This is a genomic window from Nocardia amikacinitolerans (genome assembly GCF_900215415.1).
Lineage (GTDB): Bacteria > Actinomycetota > Actinomycetes > Mycobacteriales > Mycobacteriaceae > Nocardia > Nocardia amikacinitolerans.
The window spans coordinates 599,083-620,031 of record NZ_OBEG01000002.1 but is presented as its reverse complement, the minus strand read 5'-3'; the positions used below and the strand labels follow the sequence as shown (position 1 = coordinate 620,031).

General features: G+C 69.3%; 20 protein-coding genes. 8 read left to right on the top strand and 12 right to left on the bottom strand.

Translation table 11 applies throughout. The annotated features are described in order from the left end of the window. Nucleotides 1–549: 549 nt before the first annotated feature. From CRP45_RS11170 to CRP45_RS11160, 3 genes are read right to left on the bottom strand one after another with little or no spacing between them, the layout of a single operon-like run. Nucleotides 550–1,773 (bottom strand): MFS transporter, encoded by a 1,224-nt coding sequence (locus tag CRP45_RS11170; RefSeq protein ID WP_097245022.1) that lies wholly within the window; start codon nucleotides 1,771–1,773, stop codon nucleotides 550–552. Beyond that, on the bottom strand, nucleotides 1,773–2,414 hold the full coding sequence (locus CRP45_RS11165; RefSeq protein ID WP_097245021.1) for a GntR family transcriptional regulator: 642 nt from the start codon (nucleotides 2,412–2,414) through the stop codon (nucleotides 1,773–1,775). Before CRP45_RS11165 ends, CRP45_RS11170 begins: the two co-directional genes overlap by 1 nt. Nucleotides 2,415–2,463: 49 nt before the next feature. Further along, nucleotides 2,464–2,685 carry a DUF6480 family protein gene (locus tag CRP45_RS11160; protein ID WP_425436929.1) on the bottom strand — a complete coding sequence of 74 codons (222 nt, stop codon included), beginning with the start codon at nucleotides 2,683–2,685 and terminating at the stop codon, nucleotides 2,464–2,466. Nucleotides 2,686–3,033: 348 nt separating this feature from the next. Between CRP45_RS11160 and CRP45_RS11155 the strand changes: the two genes are divergently transcribed. Both CRP45_RS11155 and CRP45_RS11150 read left to right on the top strand, forming a co-directional pair. Beyond that, on the top strand, nucleotides 3,034–3,501 hold the full coding sequence (locus tag CRP45_RS11155) for a hypothetical protein (protein WP_143861406.1): 468 nt from the start codon (nucleotides 3,034–3,036) through the stop codon (nucleotides 3,499–3,501). Nucleotides 3,502–3,585: 84 nt separating this feature from the next. Then, nucleotides 3,586–3,903 carry a hypothetical protein gene (locus CRP45_RS11150; RefSeq protein ID WP_097245019.1) on the top strand — a complete coding sequence of 106 codons (318 nt, stop codon included), beginning with the start codon at nucleotides 3,586–3,588 and terminating at the stop codon, nucleotides 3,901–3,903. A gap of 244 nt (nucleotides 3,904–4,147) precedes the next feature. Here the strand turns inward: CRP45_RS11150 and CRP45_RS11145 are convergent, their stop codons facing one another. From CRP45_RS11145 to CRP45_RS11130, 4 genes are all read right to left on the bottom strand, one after another. After that, nucleotides 4,148–4,681: a hypothetical protein gene (locus tag CRP45_RS11145; protein ID WP_097245018.1), complete on the bottom strand. Its 534-nt coding sequence runs from the start codon at nucleotides 4,679–4,681 to the stop codon at nucleotides 4,148–4,150. Between the two features lie 278 nt (nucleotides 4,682–4,959). Then, complete coding sequence (locus tag CRP45_RS11140; protein WP_097245017.1) at nucleotides 4,960–5,577, bottom strand: DUF305 domain-containing protein; 618 nt, start codon at nucleotides 5,575–5,577, stop codon at nucleotides 4,960–4,962. Between the two features lie 88 nt (nucleotides 5,578–5,665). Next, on the bottom strand, nucleotides 5,666–6,934 hold the full coding sequence (locus CRP45_RS34935; RefSeq protein ID WP_097245016.1) for a DUF6153 family protein: 1,269 nt from the start codon (nucleotides 6,932–6,934) through the stop codon (nucleotides 5,666–5,668). Between the two features lie 687 nt (nucleotides 6,935–7,621). After that, nucleotides 7,622–8,197: an AMIN-like domain-containing (lipo)protein gene (locus CRP45_RS11130; protein ID WP_067784840.1), complete on the bottom strand. Its 576-nt coding sequence runs from the start codon at nucleotides 8,195–8,197 to the stop codon at nucleotides 7,622–7,624. Between the two features lie 244 nt (nucleotides 8,198–8,441). On the opposite strand from CRP45_RS11130, the gene CRP45_RS11125 reads away from it, so the two are divergent. The 3 genes from CRP45_RS11125 to CRP45_RS11115 all read left to right on the top strand — a co-directional run bounded on the left by CRP45_RS11125 (nucleotide 8,442) and on the right by CRP45_RS11115 (nucleotide 11,337). Continuing rightward, complete coding sequence (locus CRP45_RS11125; RefSeq protein WP_097245015.1) at nucleotides 8,442–8,669, top strand: hypothetical protein; 228 nt, start codon at nucleotides 8,442–8,444, stop codon at nucleotides 8,667–8,669. Nucleotides 8,670–9,196: 527 nt separating this feature from the next. Then, complete coding sequence (locus CRP45_RS11120; RefSeq protein ID WP_097245014.1) at nucleotides 9,197–10,348, top strand: class I SAM-dependent methyltransferase; 1,152 nt, start codon at nucleotides 9,197–9,199, stop codon at nucleotides 10,346–10,348. A gap of 128 nt (nucleotides 10,349–10,476) precedes the next feature. After that, nucleotides 10,477–11,337: a Bax inhibitor-1/YccA family protein gene (locus CRP45_RS11115; protein ID WP_067784604.1), complete on the top strand. Its 861-nt coding sequence runs from the start codon at nucleotides 10,477–10,479 to the stop codon at nucleotides 11,335–11,337. 252 nt (nucleotides 11,338–11,589) lie between these two features. On the opposite strand, the gene CRP45_RS11110 is transcribed toward CRP45_RS11115, so the two are convergent. The 3 genes from CRP45_RS11110 to CRP45_RS11100 are packed head-to-tail and all read right to left on the bottom strand — an operon-like array spanning nucleotide 11,590 to nucleotide 14,338. Continuing rightward, nucleotides 11,590–12,810 carry an acetyl-CoA C-acetyltransferase gene (locus CRP45_RS11110; protein WP_097245013.1) on the bottom strand — a complete coding sequence of 407 codons (1,221 nt, stop codon included), beginning with the start codon at nucleotides 12,808–12,810 and terminating at the stop codon, nucleotides 11,590–11,592. A 43-nt stretch (nucleotides 12,811–12,853) separates the two neighbouring features. Then, nucleotides 12,854–13,846, bottom strand: a complete 993-nt coding sequence (locus CRP45_RS11105) for an SGNH/GDSL hydrolase family protein (protein ID WP_097245012.1) — start codon at nucleotides 13,844–13,846, stop codon at nucleotides 12,854–12,856. Nucleotides 13,847–13,879: 33 nt separating this feature from the next. Further along, complete coding sequence (locus CRP45_RS11100; protein ID WP_067784613.1) at nucleotides 13,880–14,338, bottom strand: hypothetical protein; 459 nt, start codon at nucleotides 14,336–14,338, stop codon at nucleotides 13,880–13,882. Nucleotides 14,339–14,524: 186 nt separating this feature from the next. Between CRP45_RS11100 and CRP45_RS11095 the strand changes: the two genes are divergently transcribed. Both CRP45_RS11095 and CRP45_RS11085 read left to right on the top strand, forming a co-directional pair. Beyond that, nucleotides 14,525–15,913 carry a cystathionine beta-synthase gene (locus tag CRP45_RS11095; protein WP_097245011.1) on the top strand — a complete coding sequence of 463 codons (1,389 nt, stop codon included), beginning with the start codon at nucleotides 14,525–14,527 and terminating at the stop codon, nucleotides 15,911–15,913. A 907-nt stretch (nucleotides 15,914–16,820) separates the two neighbouring features. Continuing rightward, complete coding sequence (locus tag CRP45_RS11085; RefSeq protein WP_097245009.1) at nucleotides 16,821–17,993, top strand: mechanosensitive ion channel family protein; 1,173 nt, start codon at nucleotides 16,821–16,823, stop codon at nucleotides 17,991–17,993. A 65-nt stretch (nucleotides 17,994–18,058) separates the two neighbouring features. Here the strand turns inward: CRP45_RS11085 and CRP45_RS11080 are convergent, their stop codons facing one another. Both CRP45_RS11080 and CRP45_RS11075 read right to left on the bottom strand, forming a co-directional pair. Next, nucleotides 18,059–18,424, bottom strand: a complete 366-nt coding sequence (locus CRP45_RS11080; RefSeq protein WP_179830844.1) for a DUF6401 family natural product biosynthesis protein — start codon at nucleotides 18,422–18,424, stop codon at nucleotides 18,059–18,061. Between the two features lie 100 nt (nucleotides 18,425–18,524). Then, entirely contained in the window at nucleotides 18,525–19,703 is a 1,179-nt protein-coding gene (locus CRP45_RS11075; RefSeq protein WP_097245007.1) for an acyl-CoA dehydrogenase family protein, read from the bottom strand. A 93-nt stretch (nucleotides 19,704–19,796) separates the two neighbouring features. On the opposite strand from CRP45_RS11075, the gene CRP45_RS11070 reads away from it, so the two are divergent. After that, on the top strand, nucleotides 19,797–20,942 hold the full coding sequence (locus tag CRP45_RS11070) for a cystathionine gamma-synthase (RefSeq protein WP_067784628.1): 1,146 nt from the start codon (nucleotides 19,797–19,799) through the stop codon (nucleotides 20,940–20,942). The last annotated feature ends 7 nt before the right edge of the window (nucleotides 20,943–20,949 follow it).

The following is a 20,949-nucleotide window of genomic DNA, read 5'->3' as shown; positions in this document are numbered from 1 at the left end:
TTCGGTGTGGATGAGACAGTAGGAGGCTGCACGCCGGAACTGTAACAGGTTCTAATTGCGGCTCAGGGTGGCTTCTCGACAGCGGTAGTCAAATGGTGGCTAACCAAGATCGCCTAGCGACCATATGACTACCGTCGAATGCATTTCTCTATCGACCGTAGTCAAATGGCGGTAGCCCCATGGGCAGACGCAACAGGGCAACCCCGCGTCACCAGTCCGAAACGCAACCACGGCCGGTCGACCCGGCTGGAAGCCGAACCCACGCCCACCGACCGCGGGAGGTAACGGCACCTAACGCGCCCGGCACCGTTCGGGGCAATCTGGTTCGGCCAAACCATTGGCAGGCGCGTCCTGCCCGACGCGCTGGCCAGGATGGCGCGCGAGCGCCCGGATGTCACGGTCTCGCTGTGGGAGAAGCGCACCGGCCACCCGGCTGAACCCGACGCGCATAGTCACCCGAACGCAACCCACCGCCGAAACAGCCACGCCGTCCCGAAACCCGCACCGTCCTGAAACCCGCACCGTCTCAAAACCCGTATGCCCGCCAGCTCAGCTGTCGCGGTAGTTGCGCAACACGAGCGCCAAACACCCGGCCGCCGCCACCGCGAGCCCTGCGTACATCGAGGGATAGCTCAGCCCCGCCGTCTGATGCAGGAACGACAACGTCGCGGGCACGCCGAACCCCAGGTAGCTCACCGAGTAGAACACCGCCGTCAGCCCCGCGAGATCATCCGGCCGGGCGATGCGCTCGATCTCCTGCAACCCGGCGACGAGTCCGATCCCGTATCCCGCACCGAGCACGACGGCGGTCAGGATGGTCGCGCCCAGCGTGAGCGCGCCGGAAGCCCAAGTGGCGGCGAGCATTCCGCAGGTGACCAACGAAAGACCGACCACGGCGGCGCGCGAGGTTCCGGGTCGGTCGATGCGCCGAGCGACCGACTGGATGGCGAACCCGCAACCCAGCGTGATGACGGTGATCGACGCCGAGAACGCGATGGGCGCACCACTTACATGCGGCAGCATCAGGGTCGGCATCACCGCGTAAGCCGTTGCGGCAGAAGTGAACAACCACAGCGCGGCGGGCAGGGCGATGCAGAGGAAGCGGCGGTGGCCCGCGGCGGGGATCTTCAGATCGTCGATGAGCCGCTTCGAATCGACCTGAGGCAGAACCGTTTCCGGCGCGCGCGACATCCACGCGGCGGCGAGAACGCACAGCGCGGCATTGATCAGATAGGTGAGCGAGCCGGGCAGCGGCCCCCACTGCGCGAGCGCACCGGCCACGCCGGCCCCGACGGCGAACCCGCCGGTCAAGCTCATCGCCGACCGACGCGCACCGGTTCCCGCGGGCAGCGCCGGCCCGTGCGGCGGCTGCGAGAGCTCCTTGAGCCAGCTGCTGCCCACCGCCATCGCCAAGCCAAGGGCGACACCACACAGCACCCGCCCCGCCGCGAGCGCGAGCACCGAATCGGAGCCGACGGCCAGCAGGAGGGATCCGCAGGCCGCGATCAGCGGTGCGGGCAGCATGAGGCGGCGGCGTCCGTAGCGGTCGGACAGTGGCCCGCCGATCAACAGCGCGGGGACGATGCCAAGGACGTAGTAGAAGAGCAACAGGTCGACCGTCGTCAGCGGAAGACCGTGGCTCTTGTACATGACCAGCAGCGGAGTGAACTCGTTGCCGCCCCAGGCGATGGCGAAGACGGCGGCGGCGACGCCCCACCACCGTCTGGTTCCGGTGGGTGCTTCGGCGGGACGTAGGGCGGTCAGGGTCGTCATCACAGGCCACGTAGCTCCAGCTGGTGCACGCCCGCGAGATGGTCGACCAGCGCCGTGGCGAAACCGTCGACGTCACCGCCGACGACCAGCTCCGCGAGGCGGGCGTGCTGGTCGACGATGCGGTCGATGTCGAGCGGGCCGCGGCGCAGGGCGATGCTGTTCATCCGGCGCTGCCGCTCCCGCAGTGAGTCGTAGAAGTCGGTCAACAGCGGATTGCCCGCCGCGGCGACGTAGGTGCGGTGGAAGTCGGTGTCCTCGACGGCGAAGGCGTCCAGGTCTCGGCCCGCGGCGAGGGCGCGCTGCCGATCCAGCGAAGCGCGCAGCGACGCCGCGACGGTACCGGGACCGGTCGCCGCCAGCGTGCGAACGGCCGCGGTCTCCACGACGTGCCTGGCGTGCGCGACATGCGCGGCTTCGTCGGGCGGTATCGGCACCACCAGCGCGCCGCGCTTGGGGTAGAGCCGCATCCACCCTTCGGTCTCCAGCCGGAGAAACGCCTCGCGTACCGGCGTGCGCGAGGTGCCGAGCGCGGCGGCGATCTCGCCCTCGCTGATCAGCTCGCCACCGGGCAGCGCACCCGACAGGATGCGCTCTTTCACCTCGCGATAGGCGTGCTCGGCCGATGAATACGTCTTAGACACAAGTTGTATCTTAGGCAGGCACGCGGCGCGCCTGATCGGCCGGCCCGGGTCAGATCAGCGACACGATTATCGCGATAGCGACCACGGCGAAGACGGCCACCAGGGCGATCGTGACCGCCATCGCGGCCACACCCGTTCCGGGGAACCGGTGCCTGGTGCGCGGTTCCGGTGCGGAGAGGCCGGAGGTCTGTGCCGTTTCCGGTGGGGTCGAGCCGGGTGCGACGCCGCCGCCGGGTTCCAGATCGGGGGTGCGCGCGGGATCGGGGTCCATTGCCGACATGGGAATCACTTCCCGTCGTTGCCGGGTGTTTCCGGCGACTCGGGTTGCCGTCCGGACATCTTGCGATAAAGGACCACCGCGCCGACGAGCACGGCGATCCCGATGATCACCAGTAGCTCCATGTCCGCCGGTTACCCGCGATCGGGTCCGCCAATCACGTTGTGGGATCTCCAAGGCGGCGCGCGCCGCACTGGTGATTTCCCCAGCGATCGCCGAACGCGTTGCCGGTGCCCGACTCGCGCAAGGAACATCGAAAGGGATCGCGGTGTGGCGGGACGATGTCGCCGCCTCGCGATCGATTCCACAAGCCTGCCGACCCGTGGAAGGTGGATGGCGACGATGACATTGCGGCAGACCTTCGTGACCTATCGGGAGATGTACCGATTCCCCGTCGCGATCATGGGCACCCAGGTGGTCCTTCGGGTGGGCGTTGTGGGGGTCGTGGCGATGCCCGAGCCGCTAGGCACGCGCCTGCAGACCTTGTTACAGCCCGCGCAGCACGCCGGGCCCGTGTTCGTCGACCCGGACACCGGCCGGTGGGTCTTCCTCACGGCGGGCATCCCCACCGGCGAGCCGTCGCACCGGCCCTTGTTCGCCGAGGCCGACGTGCGGATCTCGGAGTGGGGTGAACAGGTCGCGCTACCGCTGCTCAGCGAATCGAGCCGGCCCATCTCGGACGAGCGCCGCTGGCTGTGGCCGCCGGGTTACGAGCTGCCGCAGCCTGCGCCGTTCGTCAACGAATTGCTCGGCGCTGTACCGAGATTCGGTCACCCTGGGGATATGCGGGGTCGCGCGTTAGCCGGTTGAGTTGTCGCGCGGGCAGTTTCGGCGGGACAGGGCTGGGCACCCAGCTGGCGACACTACCGATCCGCTGAACGAGGTGGTCGCATCATGGCATCCGACGGAGCGTGGGAGATTCCCCCGCTCGACGACGCACCGGATATCGCCCGCACGGCCGAACCGCAACCCGGGGAGACGATAGGCGACGCCAGGAACTGGGCAGGCTTCGTGCTGGTCGGGATCGGGTTGTCCGCCGTGGTCCTCACCATCGCCATCGCGGCGCTCGGCGCGGACGGAGGGGCGTTGTTCGCGGCCGTCGTCGCGAGCGCCGCGTTGCTGACGGGTACGGGGTTGCTGTTGTTCGAGCGGCGGAATCGGCGTGCGAGACAGCAAGATTCGAGCAACGAGCAGCAGCCTGCGACGTGGTGAGGGGGCGTTCCGCTCGCTCGAGCCGCCTCGGCCAGGCGCCGATCCGGCCGTCGCCGACACGGGCCCTCTTCGAAATGATCAGTCGGTCCGAGGGAGCGGTCGGCTCGGCGGATCAGTCGGCTCGGTCACAGTATTCGGGTCGACGGATCAGTGGGCTCGGCAGAGGAGTGGTCGGTGCTCGGCGGAGTAGTCGGGCTCGGCTCGGCGGAGTAGTCGGCCCGAGTGAGTAGTCGGCTAGATGGGATCAGTGGGCTCGGCAGACCTCGCGCGCGGCGTTCTTGGTCTCGTTGAACCGGTCGATGGCGTCGTTGAGCGTGTCGACGTCGACGCGGCGTTCGAGCAGATCGGCGAGGTTGTTGGTGTCGTCGCGGTAGGAGCGCAGGCTGCTCGCGACGTCCGGGGGCACGTCCCTGGTCAGCTTCTGGTCCACGTTGCGCGCGTTGGTGCGCAACGTGTTCACGGCGTCGCTGGCCTTGGCGTCGGCGTCGGGCGCGTTGTTGTTGCTCGCGTCGATGTAGGCGTTGAACGAGTCGACCGAGCTCTCGTTCGCTGCGGCGAAGGCGTCGCACGCCGCCCCTGCCGCGCGGGCGACGGCGGCGGCCCGCGACGAGGACGCCGCGGCCGAGGAGGCGGCGACTTCGGAGGTGTACGCGGCCAACTCGGTCTGGTTGACCTGGGGGTTGCCGGTGACCTGCGTGGAGCAGGCGCCGATGAAGATGATGCCCGTCGCGGTCGCCGCCGCCGCGGCGGCCAGGCCCCCGCGTTCCAGTCGTCGCATGTCCGTTCGCCTTTCCCCTCGGTGCGTCCAGCCGCGGACGAGACCGGACCCTACGACGTTACTGTGCGCGACCGGTCCAATCGCTCGGCGGGCCGATATCGATGGCCAACCGATATCGCGGGGCCTGGACCGGCCCGACCGGTCCGGATCGACGGGTTCGCATCAGCAAACGTGCTGGTCGGTCGGCATGGGGTGTCGGCGCTGACCCGGTCGGTTCGGGCTGAACGCAGGACACCGGTCCGCATCGCAGTCTGATGCGATGCGGACCGGTCGCGCGGTCAGTTCTGGCCGAGCATGCCGCGCATGGTGGCGATCTCGGATTCCTGCGCGGCGATTACCGCGCGGGCCAGCGCCTGGGCTTCGGGATTGACGCCGTCGGCCAGTTCGGTCTTCGCCATATCGATCGCGCCGGTGTGGTGTTCGATCATCATCTCCAGCCACATCTCGTCGAACGCGGGTCCGGACGCGGCCTGCAGCGCGGTCATCTGCTCGGCCGACATCATGCCCGGCATGCCGTGACCCTCATGGCCGCCGCCCGCGGTCGGCGCGGGCTTGCCGAAGCTTTGCAACAGGGTGCTGATCTGCTCCATCTCCGGCGCCTGCGCCTTCTCGACCTCCGCGGCCAAGGCGCGCAGCTGCGGGTTCTCGGTGTGGCTCGGCACCAGCTTCGCCATCTCGACCGCCTGCGCGTGGTGCGGGTACATCATCTGCAGGAACGTCACGTCGGCGTTGTTGAAATCGGTCCGCGCGGCCGAGGTGGCCGCCGCGGTGGTGCTCGACGCCGCGCCGTGGTCCATGCCGGACATCGAATCGGAATCGTCGCCACATCCGGCGGCGAACAGCAGGGCGCCCGATGCGAGTGCGGCGATCGTGAGGCGGGTACGGGTGATGAACATGGTTGAACTCCTTGGGAATTGCGAAAAGCACGGTTGATGAGGGCAGGACGGAACCACGCCGTGATCGAGCACGGACGCGGTCGACCTGTCAGATCCGCAGAATCGACAATTCGGCCAGGGACAACACGGTCCAAGGCGGTGGACGTTCACGTCTGGGCAGCCGGTGCCGCAGCTTCGGACCACCGCCGAGGTGGTCGCCCGCGATCCGGTACAGCAGAACGAGCAGGACCGCCATGGCGAGCGCGGTCAGGATGAAGACGCAGGCATGCAGACCGGCGTGGCCGTCGCCGCACTCGGCGCACCCCTGCTGAGCAGAAGTGCCCGCCGAGGATTCGCGGTGCGCAACCGCGCGGTCGACCCGATCGTCGAACCCGTGACGGTGGCCGCTGTCGGATATACGTGCGGCGTGTTCGGTCGGCGACGCGCTGCCCGAGCTCATCGCCAGGTCGGTGACACGCAGATCGATGGTCGCCGACGCGTTGCCCGTCGCCCGGCCGCTTGTCGTCGCGTGACCCCGAGCTGTGGGCACATCTGCGACCTGAGCCGCGATGGCGGCATCCGGGTCCTCCGCGACGGCTGCGGCTTGGCGCGACATCGGGGATGCGTGATCGGCCGTGACGGCGGCGGTGTGGTCGGCCGACTTGGCGGCGAGTGAGGCTCGGCCGGAGTCAACCTGGTCGGCCGAGCCGGCGGCAGCCTGGTTGCCCGAGCTGGTGGCAGCGTGGGTGGCCGAGCCGGTGGCAGCCTGGTTGCCCGAGCTGGTGGCAGCGTGGGTGGCCGAGCCGGTGGCAGCCTGGTTGCCCGAGCTGGTGGCAGCGTGGGCGGCCGAGCCGGCGGCAGCGTGGTTGGGGGTGCTGGTGGCGGCTGGGTCTCCTGCGGTGGCGGCAACTTGGTGGGCTGGCGCGGTGGCGGCGAGTGGGGCTGAGCCGGAGGCAGCGGGGGTGGTCGGGGCGGCCGCAGTGTGGCAGGCGGGGTTGGAGTCAGCCTGGTCAGCCGAGCCGGCGGCGGCCCTGTGGACCGAGCTGGTGGCAGCGTTGGTGGGGGTCCTGGTGGCGGCTGGGTCTCCTGCGATGGTGGCAACTTGGTGGTCTGGCACCGTGGCGGGGAATGAGGCTGGCCCGGAGGCAGCGGGGGCGGTCGACGCGGCGGCAGTGTGGCGGGCCGGGACAACAGGGTGGGCCGCGGTAGAGGTAATCGCGGATGAATGGTCTGCGGGGGTGGCGGTCGAGTGGTGGGCGGCCGACGCGGGGGTGGTGAAGATGCCGACGTGCATGGCCGCGATTCCGGCGATCAGGGCGACCATGCCCAGCAGCCGGGTGAACCCGGATGCATGCTGCGAGGCGGTCGGCGCGGTCACGTCAACCAGGGTATCGGGTCCGCAAATAAGTACCCGTACCCCCTGTATGTATCGGTGTTGCGCAGCTGCCCACCCTCTGTGCTGTCCACCCCACTGTGCTGCCCACCCGGCGGTGCTGCCCACCCGGCGGTGCTGTCCACTCGGCGGTGCTGTCCACTCGGCGGTGCTGTCCACTCGGCGGTGCTGTCCACTCGGCGGTGCTGCCCACCCGGCGGTGCTGTCCACTCGGCGGTGCTGCCCACCCCACTGTGCTGCCCACTCGACGGTGCTGCCCACTCGACGGTGCTGCCCACCCCACTGTGCTGCCCACTCGGCGGTGCTGCCCACTCGACTGTGCTGCCCACTCGACGGTGCTGCCCACACTGACGGTGCTGCCCACCCACGGCGCTGCCCACACCCACTGTTCTGCCCACCCCCAGCGCGTGCCCCGGCGGATGGCTTCCCACACACTTTGCATACGCCTCACACAGGCACCGGCTGTGTGAGGCGTATGCAAGGTGTGTGGGACCGGCGGGCATCCGCTTCCGCTCAGCTCGAGTGCGCTGGTTGGCGGCTTCGCGCGGCCGCATTGTGCGCGTGTACCTACGCAGCGCTCGGCTGGTACTGCGGAGGTTGTGCACGCCTCGCTGAGGTTTCGTACGCCTCGCTGATCTGTCTTCGCGCTGCGATGCGTGCGGAAGATCCGCGTCAGGACGTGGCGATGTCGATCACCAGGCGGGTCGGGTTGGACAGTGTGGTGACTGAGAAGGCGGGGCGGTCGGCGTTGACGCCGATGAAGGACTGGGTGGTGCCCTCGAAGACGGTGGTGCGGTAGACGCCCGCGATGCCGGGTGCACTCGGGTCGGTGGCGGGATCGGGGCCGGAGTAGGGGGTGACGCCGCTGTCGAAGGGGTAGGCCGAGCCGGTGATCTGGACTTCGAGCACGGACTGTCCGGCCACTTCGATGACATTGCCGCTGCCGTCCTGGACCGCCCGATCGGTGTACTGCACGATCCACCCGGGTGTTCCGGTGCCGCCGAGGTCGTAGACGACGCGGTCGAAGCCGGAATGGTGGCCGATGCGCAGATCGGTGACGGTGAGCGCGGCGTCGCTGGACGGGGTGCCGCGCTTGGGCCCCGCGTCGCCCGGCGGCTGGACGGGCGCCTCGACGAGCGAGCCCGTCGTCGTCGGCGGAGCCGAGGTGGCCGAGACCGATTCGCCGTCGTCACAGCCCGCGATCAGAGCCGCCGCGACCGCCACCGCCAACACCATCCTGTTGCGCATGGGGCTGATGTTACTCAGCGGCTGCACGGCAGCGGGTGACAATGACGGACCCGGCGTGTGCAATCGGCGTGCCGCACGAATCGCGCCGCCACCACGGCCGATCGACGGCCGGTAGCCAAGTGTTTCGGCCGACGCTCGATGATCGCGGCCCCGGGCGACCGGTGGCGGTCCCGTCGCAGCACTCGAGGCTGCCTCGGTATCCGATTGCCGTGCGCTCCGCTGGACGCCCACTCGCGGCGAACTCATGGCAGAACTCGGGGCTGCCTCGGTATCCGATCGCCGTGCGGTCCGCTGGGACGCCCACTCGCGGCGGACTCGTCGTTGCCCGCTCGTCGACGTCGCGGGTTCGGCGACCGCGATCAGCACCACCCATGCCGGGTTGCCCGCCGCCTCCAAGTCGAGCAGCCCGAACGACACCAGGCACGCGACGGTCGCCTGCGCGGCTGCGGCCAGCGAGAAGGCGGTCCCGTAGCCGCCGCAAGTACTCTCGGCGCGTCCCTAGGCTGTCGACGCCCGCGTGTGGCGGGCCGGTTCGCTACGGCCACGCTCGGTGGCCGGTCGGGAGAGTCGCCGGGAAGGTTCAGCGGGCGTCGCAGCCACATGGCGAGTGATCGGTTGCTGGGCAGTAGTTTTGAAGCGCTGACCTGGCTCGACATCGAACCTCCTGGTACGCGCCCCGGTAAAGCCCCCTTTCTGAAGTAGCGGCCTTCCCATTCGGGTTCGCCCCGAAAGACCGAGAGGTCCGTCGCGCTGCCCTGACCGTCGTCGGAATCCGAGATGTCCTACGCCCGAAACTCAATCGGCGCCCGACCCTGCCCCGGCCCACGGAAGGGGCGCGGCGCCGACACGCAGCCGCGGCTCGAGTCGCACCGCCGAGCCCGCGCGAGTTCCCTTGTGACAGTGGGCTTCACGCCGAGTTGCTAGCCGCGATGGCCGACCGGAACCCCCATTTGCCGGGCCGGGCGCGACTATTCGGCAACGATCTAGCACACTTGACGTGTGGACGATGTCGAGGACGTGTTTGGCCGACTGCGGCGGTATCCGGATGTGGAGGCGCTGAACCTCTATGCCGTCGATGCCGCCGACCGGCTGATCCTCGACGCGGCCGCCGACGCGATCGAGAAAGCCGGTAGCGGGAAGATTGCCGTTATCGGTGACAACTACGGCGCGCTGACGCTCGGCGCGATCGTCCGGCACGACCTGCGCGAGGTCCGTGTGCACCAGGATCTGCTCACCGGTGAGCTGGCGCTTGCCAACAACGCCCGCACGCTCGGCCTGGCCGACCGCTACACCGCGCACGCGCTCACCGAGGAACTGCTGAGCGGCGTCGAAGTGGTGTTGCTCCGGCTGCCCCGCGTCCTGGCGGGTCTCGCGGAAGTGGCCGACGCGATCGCGCGGTACGCCGACCCCGGGGTCAGCGTGATCGCGGGCGGGCGCGACAAGTATCTGACGAAGTCGATGAACGACGTACTCGCCGAGTCGTTTTCGACGGTTCTCGCCAGCCGGGGCAGGCAGAAGTCGCGCACGCTCTTCGTCGAGGGCCCGAAACCCGTTGGCGACCCGCGGTTTCCGGTGCGTGAATGCCTGGACGAGGTCGGCATCGAAGTCGTCGCCCACGGGGCGGCGTTCTCTGGTCCGCGCCTGGACATCGGAACCAGATTCCTGCTCCAGCACCTGAAGTGGATGAAGCCGGACGCTCGCGACGCCATCGACCTCGGCTGCGGCACCGGCATCCTGGCGGTGGCGCTGGCCAAGGCGCGCCCTGCGCTGCGGGTGGTCGGCACGGATCAATCGGCGGCCGCGGTGGCCTCGGCGCGGGCGACGGCGTCGGCCAACGACGTCGCCGACCGGGTGACGGTGGTGCGCGACGACGCGATGTCCTCGGCCGCCGACAACAGCGCCGACCTCGTGCTGTGCAACCCGCCGTTCCACGTCGGCGCCGCGGTGCACACCGGCTCGGCCATCAAGATGTTCGCCGAAACCGGTCGTGTGCTGCGCCCCGGCGGTGAACTGTGGACGGTGTACAACACCCATCTCAACTATCGCGGTGTGGTCGAGCGGATGGTCGGGCACACCGAGGTGATCGGCCGCAACCGGAAGTTCACGGTGACACGGTCGGTGCGTGGCCTGCACGACGTCCGGCAACGGTAGAGTCCGAATTGTCCGCCTCGGCGAACGTCTCGGGAACTCGACGCGAGTGCCGAACGTTGGACCAGGCAGTTGGATATCGAGCGAACAGCTCGGCAGACAGCGGCAACGACTCCAGAAAGGCACTCACGGTGCGCACCACAAGCAATCCGGTCTTCAAGAATTTGCCCAAGCAAGAGGGCGGCGGCTACGCCAACTTCGGTTCGGGTGTAGCGGGTGCCGGGCAGTTCGGACAGCAGTTCGGTAACCAGTACCCCAACCAGTACCAGCAGCAGCCTTATCAGCAGGCCCCGCCCACTCACCGGGCGATGACCATCGATGACGTGGTGACCAAGACCGGCATCACGCTGGGTGTGCTCGCCCTTTCGGCGATCATCGCCTACGGCCTCACCTCGGCCAACACCGGCCTCGCGCCGCTGTTCGTCATCGTCGGCGGCCTGACCGGCCTGGTCCTGGTGCTGATCGCCAGCTTCGCCAACAAGATGGACAACCCGGCGATCGTGCTCAGCTACGCGGTCGCGGAGGGCCTGTTCCTCGGCGCACTGTCGTTCATGTTCACCGACATCACCTTCGGTGGCGCCGGCGGTAGCGCGCTGATCGCGCAGGCGGTGCTCGGCACCTTCGGTGTGTTCGCGGGCATGTTGGTCGTCTACAAGACGGGCGCCATCCGCGTGACGCCACGGTTCACCCGCATGATCGTCGGCGCGCTCATCGGCGTCGTCGTGCTGATGCTCGGCAACCTGATCGCGAGCTTCTTCATCGACGGCGGCCTCGGCCTGCGCGACGGTGGCCCGCTCGCCATTGTGTTCAGCCTGGTCTGCATCGCGATCGCCGCGTTCAGCTTCCTGCTCGACTTCGACGCCGCCGACCAGCTGATCCGCGCGCAGGCGCCGGAGAAGGCGGCCTGGGGCGTGGCGCTCGGCCTGACCGTCACCCTGGTCTGGCTCTATGTCGAGATCCTGCGACTGCTGAGCTACTTCCAGAACGACTAGCGACCGGTCGGCGGGCGATCGACTGAACGAAGTCCCGCCTGACAACCGCGATCGAAAAGCGGACAGGGCGGCCACCAGGAAACCTGGTGGCCGCCCTTGTCGTCTGCGATCCGCTCTTGTCGTCGGCTCCCACCACCTGTCGGACCGCGGGTCGGCGGCGCCGCTGGTGTGCTCGGCGGTCCAAAACCGCTCCGAACGACAAAGCAGCCCCCGATCCGATGCGGATCGAGGGCTGCTCGGCGAAGCGAACTATCAGCTCAGCCGCTCGATGACCATCGCCATGCCCTGGCCGCCACCGACGCACATGGTCTCCACACCGAACTGCTTGTCGTAGGTCTGGAGGTTGTTGATGAGCGTGGTGGTGATGCGGGCGCCGGTCATGCCGAACGGGTGGCCGAGGGCGATGGCGCCGCCGGAGACGTTCAGCTTGTCCTCGTCGATCTTCAGCTCACGAGCCGAGCCGAGCACCTGTACGGCGAACGCCTCGTTGATCTCGAACAGGTCGATGTCGTCGACGGTCTTGCCCGCCAGCGCCAGCGCGCGCTTGACGGCCTCGATCGGGCCGAGACCCATGATCTCCGGCGACAGACCCGAGACGCCGGTGGACACGATGCGCGCCAGCGGGGTCAGGCCCAGTTCCTTGGCCTTGGTGTCGCTCATGATGACCAGCGCGGCGGCGCCGTCGTTGAGCGGGCAGCAGTTACCGGCGGTGATGGTGCCGTCGGGACGGAAGACCGGCTTCAGCTGGGAGACGGCCTCGTAGGTGACGCCGGCGCGCGGGCCGTCGTCGGTGGAGACCACGGTGCCGTCCGGCAGGGTGATCGGGGTGATCTCGCGCTCGAAGAAGCCGTTCTTGATGGCCTCCTCCGCGCGGTTCTGCGAGCGCACGCCCCAGCGGTCCTGGTCCTCACGGGTGATGCCGGTGGAGGTGGCGACGTTCTCGGCGGTCTGGCCCATCGCGATGTAGGCGTCCGGGATCAGGCCGTCCTCGCGCGGGTCGTGCCACACGCCCGCGCCGCCCTGGGCGGTCTTCGCGGTCCGCGCCTGGGCCTCGTCGAACAGCGGGTTCTGGGTGTTCGGCCAGCTGTCAGCCGAGCCGCTGACGTAGCGCGAGACGGTCTCGACGCCCGCGGAGATGAACACGTCGCCCTCGCCCGCCTTGATGGCGTGGAAGGCCATCCGGGTCGACTGCAGCGAAGACGCGCAGTAGCGGTGCACGGTGGTGCCGGGGAGGGTGTCGAATCCGAGCTGCACCGCGACGATGCGAGCGATGTTGAAGCCCTGCTCACCGCCCGGGGAGCCGCAGCCCAGGATCAGGTCGTCGATCTGGGTCGGGTCGAGCGCAGGAACCTTGTCGAGCGCCGCGCGCACGATCTGGGTGGTCAGGTCGTCGGGCCGCATGTCGACCAGCGAACCCTTGCGGGCCCGGCCGATGGGGGAGCGGGCGGTCGAAACGATAACTGCCTCTGGCATGAGGGCTCCTTCGTACTTGCTGCTCAGTTTTGTACTGGCACCTCTATGTGTACCGAACCTGTCGAGCGCCGGGAACGTCGCCCCGGCCATTGCGCGCTTCGGCGTCGTCCGCTGCGGCCGCGCCGGATTTCTGAGCAACCAGCCCGCGCAGCCGGGCCGCGAGTCCGCGACGCAGGCCGTGCGCGCCGCGGTCGGTGTTCAGTCCCCGCTGCTCCAGGGCCGCGAGCAGCGCGGGAAGCACCCGCGCCGCGGCGAGTTCGTAACCCGCCGCCGAGGGATGGAAGCCGTCGGCGGAGAACATCTGCTCGGGGGCGGTGCGGAATTCCCGGCCGAGCTCGCCGAGCGCTACCGGGTGTCCGCCCGCGGCGGTGGTGACCGCGAACTGCGCCCTGGCCAGTCGCACGCTCCAGTTCCGCACGATGGTGCGTAGCGGCTGCGGAATCGCGGATACCGTCCCCAGATCGGGGCAGGTGCCGACAACGACGACGCTGCCCGACAGATGCAGCCGGGCCACCGCGGCGCCGAGCCTGCGCGCCGAGGCGCCGATGGAGTGCTTCTTGGTGATGTCGTTGGCGCCGATGAAGATCACCGCGGCGTCCGGCGGCGGTCCCGCGACGAACATGGCGTCCACCTGTCCGGCCAGACCCTTGGAGGTGGCGCCGGAGATCGCCTTGGTGCTCAACCGGATTCGCTTCCCGCTGGCCTCGGCGAGTGCGCGGGCGATGCGCACGCCGGGCACACCGTCGGCGGTCAGACAGCCGACACCCGCCGCGGTGGAGTCGCCGAAGATCATCAAATGCAGGTCGGCGTGCTTGCCGGTGCGCCACGGCTCGGGCGCGACGCAGCCCGCGGTGTAGATGCCGTCCGCCTCCGGCGGCTTCGAGGTGTCGCGGCCGATCACGCCGCGCGCGACACCGGCCTGCGCCATGAGCAGCCGATACGCGGCCCACGATGCGGTGCCCGCACCGGAACCCGCGAGCAACGTCGCAGCACCGGTGACGGCGGCCGTTCGCCGGCTGATCCGAGGTGCTCCCACGCTCCGAAATTTTACGGGCTCGGGCCGACCGCCTCAGAAGACGTCGAACGTGCCGCGCGCCGGAATGCTCAGCGCGTCGGTGGTGACGGTGACCTCGATGCGGCCAGGCCCGGTGTCCTGGAACAGCGCGTACTGGATGCTGCCGTAGATGCCCGTGACCACCGTGTTCTCGTAGGCGCCTGTCGCGCCGGTGTTCAGGTTCCGCCACGCCACGGTGGTGCGCACCTCGCACAGCGGCGCGAGCGGGTACTGGCCGGGACCGATGCCCGCCACCGGCAGCGCGCGGACGTTCAGAATCGCCCGGCCCGGATACTCGGGGCTGGTGTCCGCCCAGGTCTGAATGGCGGTCCAGCAGAGTCCGCCGTGCGCCATGGTCGGCACGGTGGGGAACGACACCGTGCCTGCGTTCGCCTGCGCACCGGTCCCGATCAGCGCGGCCGTCGCCGTCGCGGCGAGGACGGTTGCGGCGCGAGCGATAGTGGGCTGCCTCATGTTTCCCGATCTTAAGGGCGCTCGGCCGACCGTGTGGCGTGTCGCCGAGGGGCGCTCCGAGCCGGGGTGCGCGAACTCACAGTGTTCGGCTCCGCCGCATTCCCCGGCCCCCGCGCGGTCACGTGGCGCGACCGCCCTCCGGGACCGTCGCACATGCCGTGACGGGCCTTCTGCAACGATAGGGCTATGCGCATCGCGGATCACGTCGTGGACCTCATCGGCAACACGCCCCTGGTCCGGTTGAACAATGTCGTCGGCCCGACCGACGGGCTCGTCGCGGCCAAGATCGAATACCTGAACCCGGGCGGCAGCGCCAAGGACCGCATCGCGGTGAAGATGATCGACGCCGCCGAGCAGGCCGGGCTGCTGAAGCCGGGCGGCACCATTGTCGAGCCAACCTCCGGCAACACCGGCGTCGGTCTGGCGCTCGTCGCGCAGCAGCGCGGCTACAAGTGCGTGTTCGTCTGCCCGGACAAGGTCTCCGAGGACAAGCGCAACGTGCTGCGTGCCTACGGCGCCGAGGTCGTTGTCTGCCCGACCGCCGTGCCGCCGGACCACCCGGACAGCTACTACAGCGTCTCCGACCGTCTGGTCCGCGAGATCGACGGCGCGTGGAAGCCGGATCAGTACTCCAACCCCGGCGGCCCCGCGAGCCACTACGAGACCACCGGCCCGGAGATCTGGCGCGACACCGAAGGCAAGGTCACCCACTTCGTCGCTGGCGTCGGCACCGGCGGCACCATCACCGGCGCAGGCCGCTACCTCAAGGAGGTGTCGGGCGGCAAGGTCAAGGTCATCGGCGCCGACCCGGAGGGTTCGGTCTACTCCGGCGGCACCGGCCGTCCGTATCTGGTGGAGGGCGTCGGCGAGGACTTCTGGCCGTCCGCGTACGACCCCGCCGTGCCGGACGAGATCATCGCGGTCTCCGACGCCGATTCCTTCGACATGACCCGCAGGCTGGCCCGCGAGGAGGGCCTGCTGGTCGGCGGTTCCTGCGGCATGGCCGTCGTCGCCGCCATCGAGGTGGCGCGGCGCGACCCGGACGCGGTCGTCGTCGTGCTGCTGCCGGACGGCGGTCGCGGCTACCTCTCCAAGATCTTCAACGACCGCTGGATGAGCTCCTACGGCTTCCTGCGCACCAGCCTCGACGGCAGCCCCGAGCCGCTGGTCGGCGACGTGCTGCGCGGCAAGTCCGGCGAGCTGCCCGACCTGGTGCACACCCACCCCTCGGAGACGGTGCGCGACGCCATCGAGATCCTGCGCGAGTACGGCGTCTCCCAGATGCCGGTCGTCGGCGCCGAGCCGCCGGTGATGGCGGGTGAGGTCGCGGGCAGCGTCACCGAACGCGACCTGCTCTCCGCGGTCTTCGAAGGACGCGCGCAGCTCACCGATTCGGTGGCCGAGCACATGAGCCCGTCGTTCCCGCTGATCGGTTCCGGCGAGCTCATCTCCGCCGCGACCAAGGCGTTGTCGGACACCGACGCGCTGATGGTGGTCGAGGACGGCAAGCCGGTCGGCGTCATCACCCGCCACGACCTGCTCGGCTTCCTGAGCACCGGCCGCATCGGCCACTGAGCCGCACCGCGTCCGCCCAGCCGGGGGCTCCACCGCGCGTGGGCGAGCCGCTCGGTTGCGTCCGAGCCGGTGGCGTGGCTGCGGCGGACGCGGCAGAACTCGATGGCGGCGCGGCGGGCACGACTTCGCCGTCGGGCCGCCGACACGCGAGATAGCTTGCAGCACAGCCCATTCCGTGCCGTCGGTGCGCTGTGCCGAGTCGTCGGCGGCGAGTTCTGCCGCGGCGTCCTCGAGGTGGAGGTCCTGCTGCCGCGGCGTCCTCTCGGCGGGGTCCTGGGTGGCGGCCGCACAGCCGCGGGGTGATCCAGTACCTGTCGCCTGCTGTCGCCGCCCGGGTGCTGGTCGACGAGTCCGCCGACGCTCGCCCTTCAGCTCCCGACGTCGACGCGGTCGGTGACTCCGACGTCCGCGAGGCGATCCAGCGACATCCGCGGCACCCACTCGGCGACGGGCCCAGTGCCCCGCCCCCAAAGGTTGGACAAGCACGGCCGACCAAAGGTCACCATCGGCCGGCCCACCGTGCTGAAGGTCACCCTCGGCCGGTTCACCAGGGCACGCAGGTCGGGTGAATGAAGGTGACGTCCAGTGGGTCTGGCGGGATGGCGGTGGCCTTCGGTCGGGTGCCGCGCCGACCATTCCGGACGCGGCGCCAGCTCGGTGGGACGGCTCGGAGTCGGCGGTGTCCGCTGAAGGCGGGAAACCTCTTCGGCCCCGCCGATTCTCGGCCCACCGGGGGCGCTCACGGGAAGCTTCGGAGGGCGTCCGCCGACGAATTCGACCAGGCGTGTCGATAAGGGCAAATTCTTCGCAAATTGGGGATTTCGGTGGATTTCCGGGGGTATAACCGGCCTGGGAAGTCGCCTCGGCAATCGCCCTGGCGTAATCGGATAGCGAAGGGAAGGGCGCGGTGTACACCTCCAGTTTGGCTATCGATTTCCAGCAAGGGCTTTCGGACGCGTGGAGTTCTATCGCGACGTTCGTGCCCAAGCTCGCCGGCTTCCTCGTCATCCTGCTGATCGGCTGGATCGTCGCGAAGGCGGTGGCGACGATCGTCGACAAAGTGCTCGAGCGGGTCGGCTTCGATCGACTCGTCGAGCGCGGCGGGGTCAAGAGGATGCTCGAACGCAGTAAATACGACGCGTCGGACCTGCTCGCCAAGCTGGCCTACTACGCGATCCTGCTGATCGCGCTGCAACTCGGCTTCGGCGTGTTCGGGCCGAACCCGGTCAGCGACCTGCTCGACGGCATCGTGTCCTGGCTGCCGAAGGCCGCGGTCGCGATCGTCATCATCGTCGTCGCGGGTGCCATCGCGCACGCGGTTCGCGAACTGGTCACCAACGCCCTCGGCGGCCTGTCCTACGGCCGCATGCTCGGCACGTTGGCCTCGGTGTTCGTCTGGGGTGTCGGCATCATCGCGGCGCTGAACCAGATCGGCGTCGCCACCACGGTCACCACGCCCATCCTGATCGCGGTGCTCGCCACCATTGGCGGCATCCTGGTGGTCGGCGTCGGCGGCGGTCTCGTCCGGCCGATGCAGCGGCGCTGGGACAGCTGGCTACGCAACCTCGAGCAGGAAGTGCCCGCGATGCGCGGCCATGCCGAGGCGTACCAGCGTGGGCGTGAGGACGCGTCCCGTGAGCAGTGGGCAGCTCAGCCCGCGCGCGCTCAGCAGTTGGCGCCGGAAGAGGCCATGGCGGGCGGGCGCCAGCAGGGTTACCCGCAGCAGCAAGGCGGTTATGTCGAGGGCCAGGGCGCGGGGTACGGCCAGGGTCCCGGCGGTGGCTACCCGCAGGGCGGTCAGGGCGGCGCCTATCCGCAGGGCGGCCAGCGCGGCGGTTACCCGGAGGGCGGCGGTTACCCCGAGGGTGGCGGCAGGCACGGCTACCGCGAAGGCGGACAAGGTGGCACCTACCCGCAGCAGGGCGGCCAAAGCGGTGGTTACCCGCAGGGTGGTCAGGGCGGCGCCTACCCGCAGCAGAGCGGCCAAGGCGGCGGATATCCGCAGGGTGGTCAGAGCGGCTACCCGCAGGGCGGCAGTGAGTACACCGAATACGGCGGTGAATCGCCCGAAACGCGGTAGTGCTGGAAATCGAGACGTCCGCCCTGGGTGCGCCCGGGGCGGACGTTTTTCGAGGTGACGGCTCGTCAGGCGGGCTGGTTGCCCGCGTACTGGCAGACGCCGGCGAGTCGCATCTGCAACCAGTCCGCATGAACCCAGCCCGGTGCGTCCGCGGGCGCACCGCTCGTCATGGGCGCGGCGTCCGGCTCACCGACGTGGTCGAGCAACCCGCGGACGTATCCGGCGAGCAGCACCTCGACGGGCACCGAGGAAGCGCCATCGATGCCGAAGTCGAGGATGTCGCGGACGGCGGCGGCGTGCTGATCGAGCGCCGCGGAGACCGCGGGGAATTCCGCGGCGGCGGTACGTGCCGGCACCCCGTGCGTCGTGTGCAGGCGGTTCAGCATTCGGCGCGCCGACACTTCGAGCAACGCGGGGCCAAGCAAAAACACTCGGAAATGCTAGCAATCAGTGGGCGTATATCAAAATGTGATGTTCGACCAATGTGGAGAGCCGTCCCGTAATTCAGCCAGCAAATCACGCGCGTGTAATTCAGCGGAACGCGTTGGCGTCGGTGAGCGCCTTGCCGAGCACCAGCTGGTGCACCTCCGCGGTCCCCTCGTAGGTGAGCACCGACTCGAGGTTGTTGGCGTGCCGCAGCACCGGGTAGTCGAGGGTGATGCCGTTGGCGCCGAGGATGGTGCGGCACTCGCGAGCGATGGCGATGGCCTCCCGCGTGCTGTTCAGCTTGCCCGCGCTGATCTGCTCGGCGCTGATCTCGCCGCGATCCTTGAGCCTGCCGAGGTGCACCGCGAGCAGCTGGCCCTTGCCGAGCTCCAGCGCCATGTCGGCGAGCTTGCCCTGGGTGAGCTGGTACGCGGCCAGCGGCTTGTCGAAGACCTCGCGGGACCTGGCGTACTCGATGGTGGCGCCGAGGCAGTCGCGGGCCGCGCCGAGGGCGCCGAAGATGATGCCGAATCGGGCCTCGCTCAGGCAGGCAAGCGGCGAGCTCAGTCCGCGCGATTCCGGAAGCACCGCGTCGGCGGGCAGTCGCACGTCGTCGAAGTCGAGTTCGGCGGTGATCGACGCGCGCAGCGAGAGCTTGCGGTGCATCTCCCGCGCGGTGAAGCCGGGCGTCCCCGCGGGCACCAGGAAACCGCGCACCACGGGCTTGGCGTCGCCGTCCTCGGCGTAGGCCCAGACCACCGCGACATCGGCCACCGAGCCGTTGGTGATCCACATCTTCGACCCGTTGAGCACCCAGTCGTCGCCGTCGCGCTTGGCCCTGGTGCGCATGCCGCCGGGGTTGGAGCCGAAGTCGGGTTCGGTCAATCCGAAACAACCGAGCGCGGCGCCCGCCGCCATGTCCGGCAGCCACCGCTGCTTCTGCTCCTCGGAGCCGAACTTGTGGATCGCGGTCATCGCCAGCGAGCCCTGCACCGACACCATGCTGCGCACGCCGGAATCGACCGCCTCCAGTTCCTGGCAGGCAAGGCCGTAGGCCGTCGCCGACATCCCGGCGCATCCGTAGCCGTCGAGGTGCATGCCGAGCAGTCCGAGTTTGCCCAGCTCCGGGGCGATTTCGCGAGCCGGGAAGGTGCCCGCCTCGAACCAGTCGGCGATGTGCGGACGCAGCCGTTGCGCCGCGAAGGCCGCGACGGTATCCCGGATTTCGCGCTCCTCGGCGGAGAGCAGTGCATCGATCGCGAACAGTTCTTCGACAGTCACCATGGTCTCAGCGTAATTGGCCGCCGTCGCGGTGAGACCCGCGTCACCGCACGCCCCGGGCGGATGGTCCGTGAGCGGCTTATCTACGCTGTCCCCATGAGTGAGCTGGGATTCTCCACACGCGCCGTGCACGCCGGATTCGATCCCGATCCCCAGACCGGCGCGGTCAACGTGCCCATCTACGCGAGCTCGACCTTCGCCCAGGACGGTGTGGGCGGGCTGCGCGGCGGCTACGAGTACGCCCGCACCGGCAACCCCACCCGCACGGCGCTGGAGGAGAACCTCGCCGCGCTCGAATCAGGCCGCTACGGAAGGGCTTTCGCGTCCGGCATGGCCGCGACCGACTGCGCGCTTCGCGCGACGCTGCGCCCCGGCGACCACATCGTCATCCCGGACGACGCCTACGGCGGCACCTTCCGGCTGATCGACAAGGTGTTCAGCCAGTGGGGGATCGAGCACTCGCCCGCGCACGTGTTCAACACCGACGAGATGCGCGCGGCGATCCGCCCGAACACCAAGCTCATCTGGGTCGAGACCCCGACCAACCCGCTGCTCAGCATCGGCGACATCCCAGCGCTGGCCGACATCGCGCACGCCGCGGGCGCGAAGCTGGTGGTGGACAACACCTTCGCCACCCCGTACCTGCAGCAGCCGCTGCTGCTCGGCGCCGACATCGTTGTGCACTCGACCACCAAGTACCTCGGCGGCCACTCCGATGTGGTCGGCGGCGCGCTGATCACCAACGACAAGGAACTCGACGCGGCCTTCGCCTTCCTGCAGAACGGCGCGGGCGCGGTGCCAGGCCCGTTCGACGCCTTCCTCACCATGCGCGGCACCAAGACGCTCGCGCTGCGGATGGAGCGGCACTGCGACAACGCCGAGACCATCGCCGACTTTCTCACCAAGCACCCGGCCATCTCCCAGGTCATCTACCCCGGCCTGCCCGACCATCCCGGTCACGTGGTGGCCGACAAGCAGATGCGCCGGTTCGGCGGCATGATCTCGGTGCGCCTGCACGGCGGCAAGGAAGCGGCGCACGACTTCTGCTCGCGCACCAAGATTTTCACCCTCGCCGAGTCGCTCGGCGGCGTCGAATCGTTGATCGAGCACCCCGGCGCCATGACGCACGCGTCCACCGAGGGTTCGCTCCTGGAGGTGCCCGCCGATCTGGTGCGGCTCTCGGTCGGCATCGAGGACATCAGCGACCTGCTGGCCGACGTCGAGCAGGCGCTCGGGAAGTAAGGACAGA

What these genes read in the sequence shown, in the direction of transcription:
- CRP45_RS11170 (WP_097245022.1), bottom strand. Translation starts at nt 1,773, where the DNA reads ATGACGACCCTGACCGCCCTACGTCCCGCCGAAGCACCCACCGGAACC.
- CRP45_RS11160 (WP_425436929.1), bottom strand. Translation starts at nt 2,685, where the DNA reads ATGGACCCCGATCCCGCGCGCACCCCCGATCTGGAACCCGGCGGCGGC.
- CRP45_RS11155 (WP_143861406.1), top strand. Translation starts at nt 3,034, where the DNA reads ATGACATTGCGGCAGACCTTCGTGACCTATCGGGAGATGTACCGATTC.
- CRP45_RS11150 (WP_097245019.1), top strand. Translation starts at nt 3,586, where the DNA reads ATGGCATCCGACGGAGCGTGGGAGATTCCCCCGCTCGACGACGCACCG.
- CRP45_RS11145 (WP_097245018.1), bottom strand. Translation starts at nt 4,681, where the DNA reads ATGCGACGACTGGAACGCGGGGGCCTGGCCGCCGCGGCGGCGGCGACC.
- CRP45_RS11140 (WP_097245017.1), bottom strand. Translation starts at nt 5,577, where the DNA reads ATGTTCATCACCCGTACCCGCCTCACGATCGCCGCACTCGCATCGGGC.
- CRP45_RS11130 (WP_067784840.1), bottom strand. Translation starts at nt 8,197, where the DNA reads ATGCGCAACAGGATGGTGTTGGCGGTGGCGGTCGCGGCGGCTCTGATC.
- CRP45_RS11125 (WP_097245015.1), top strand. Translation starts at nt 8,442, where the DNA reads ATGGCAGAACTCGGGGCTGCCTCGGTATCCGATCGCCGTGCGGTCCGC.
- CRP45_RS11110 (WP_097245013.1), bottom strand. Translation starts at nt 12,810, where the DNA reads ATGCCAGAGGCAGTTATCGTTTCGACCGCCCGCTCCCCCATCGGCCGG.
- CRP45_RS11100 (WP_067784613.1), bottom strand. Translation starts at nt 14,338, where the DNA reads ATGAGGCAGCCCACTATCGCTCGCGCCGCAACCGTCCTCGCCGCGACG.
- CRP45_RS11095 (WP_097245011.1), top strand. Translation starts at nt 14,525, where the DNA reads ATGCGCATCGCGGATCACGTCGTGGACCTCATCGGCAACACGCCCCTG.
- CRP45_RS11075 (WP_097245007.1), bottom strand. Translation starts at nt 19,703, where the DNA reads ATGGTGACTGTCGAAGAACTGTTCGCGATCGATGCACTGCTCTCCGCC.
- CRP45_RS11070 (WP_067784628.1), top strand. Translation starts at nt 19,797, where the DNA reads ATGAGTGAGCTGGGATTCTCCACACGCGCCGTGCACGCCGGATTCGAT.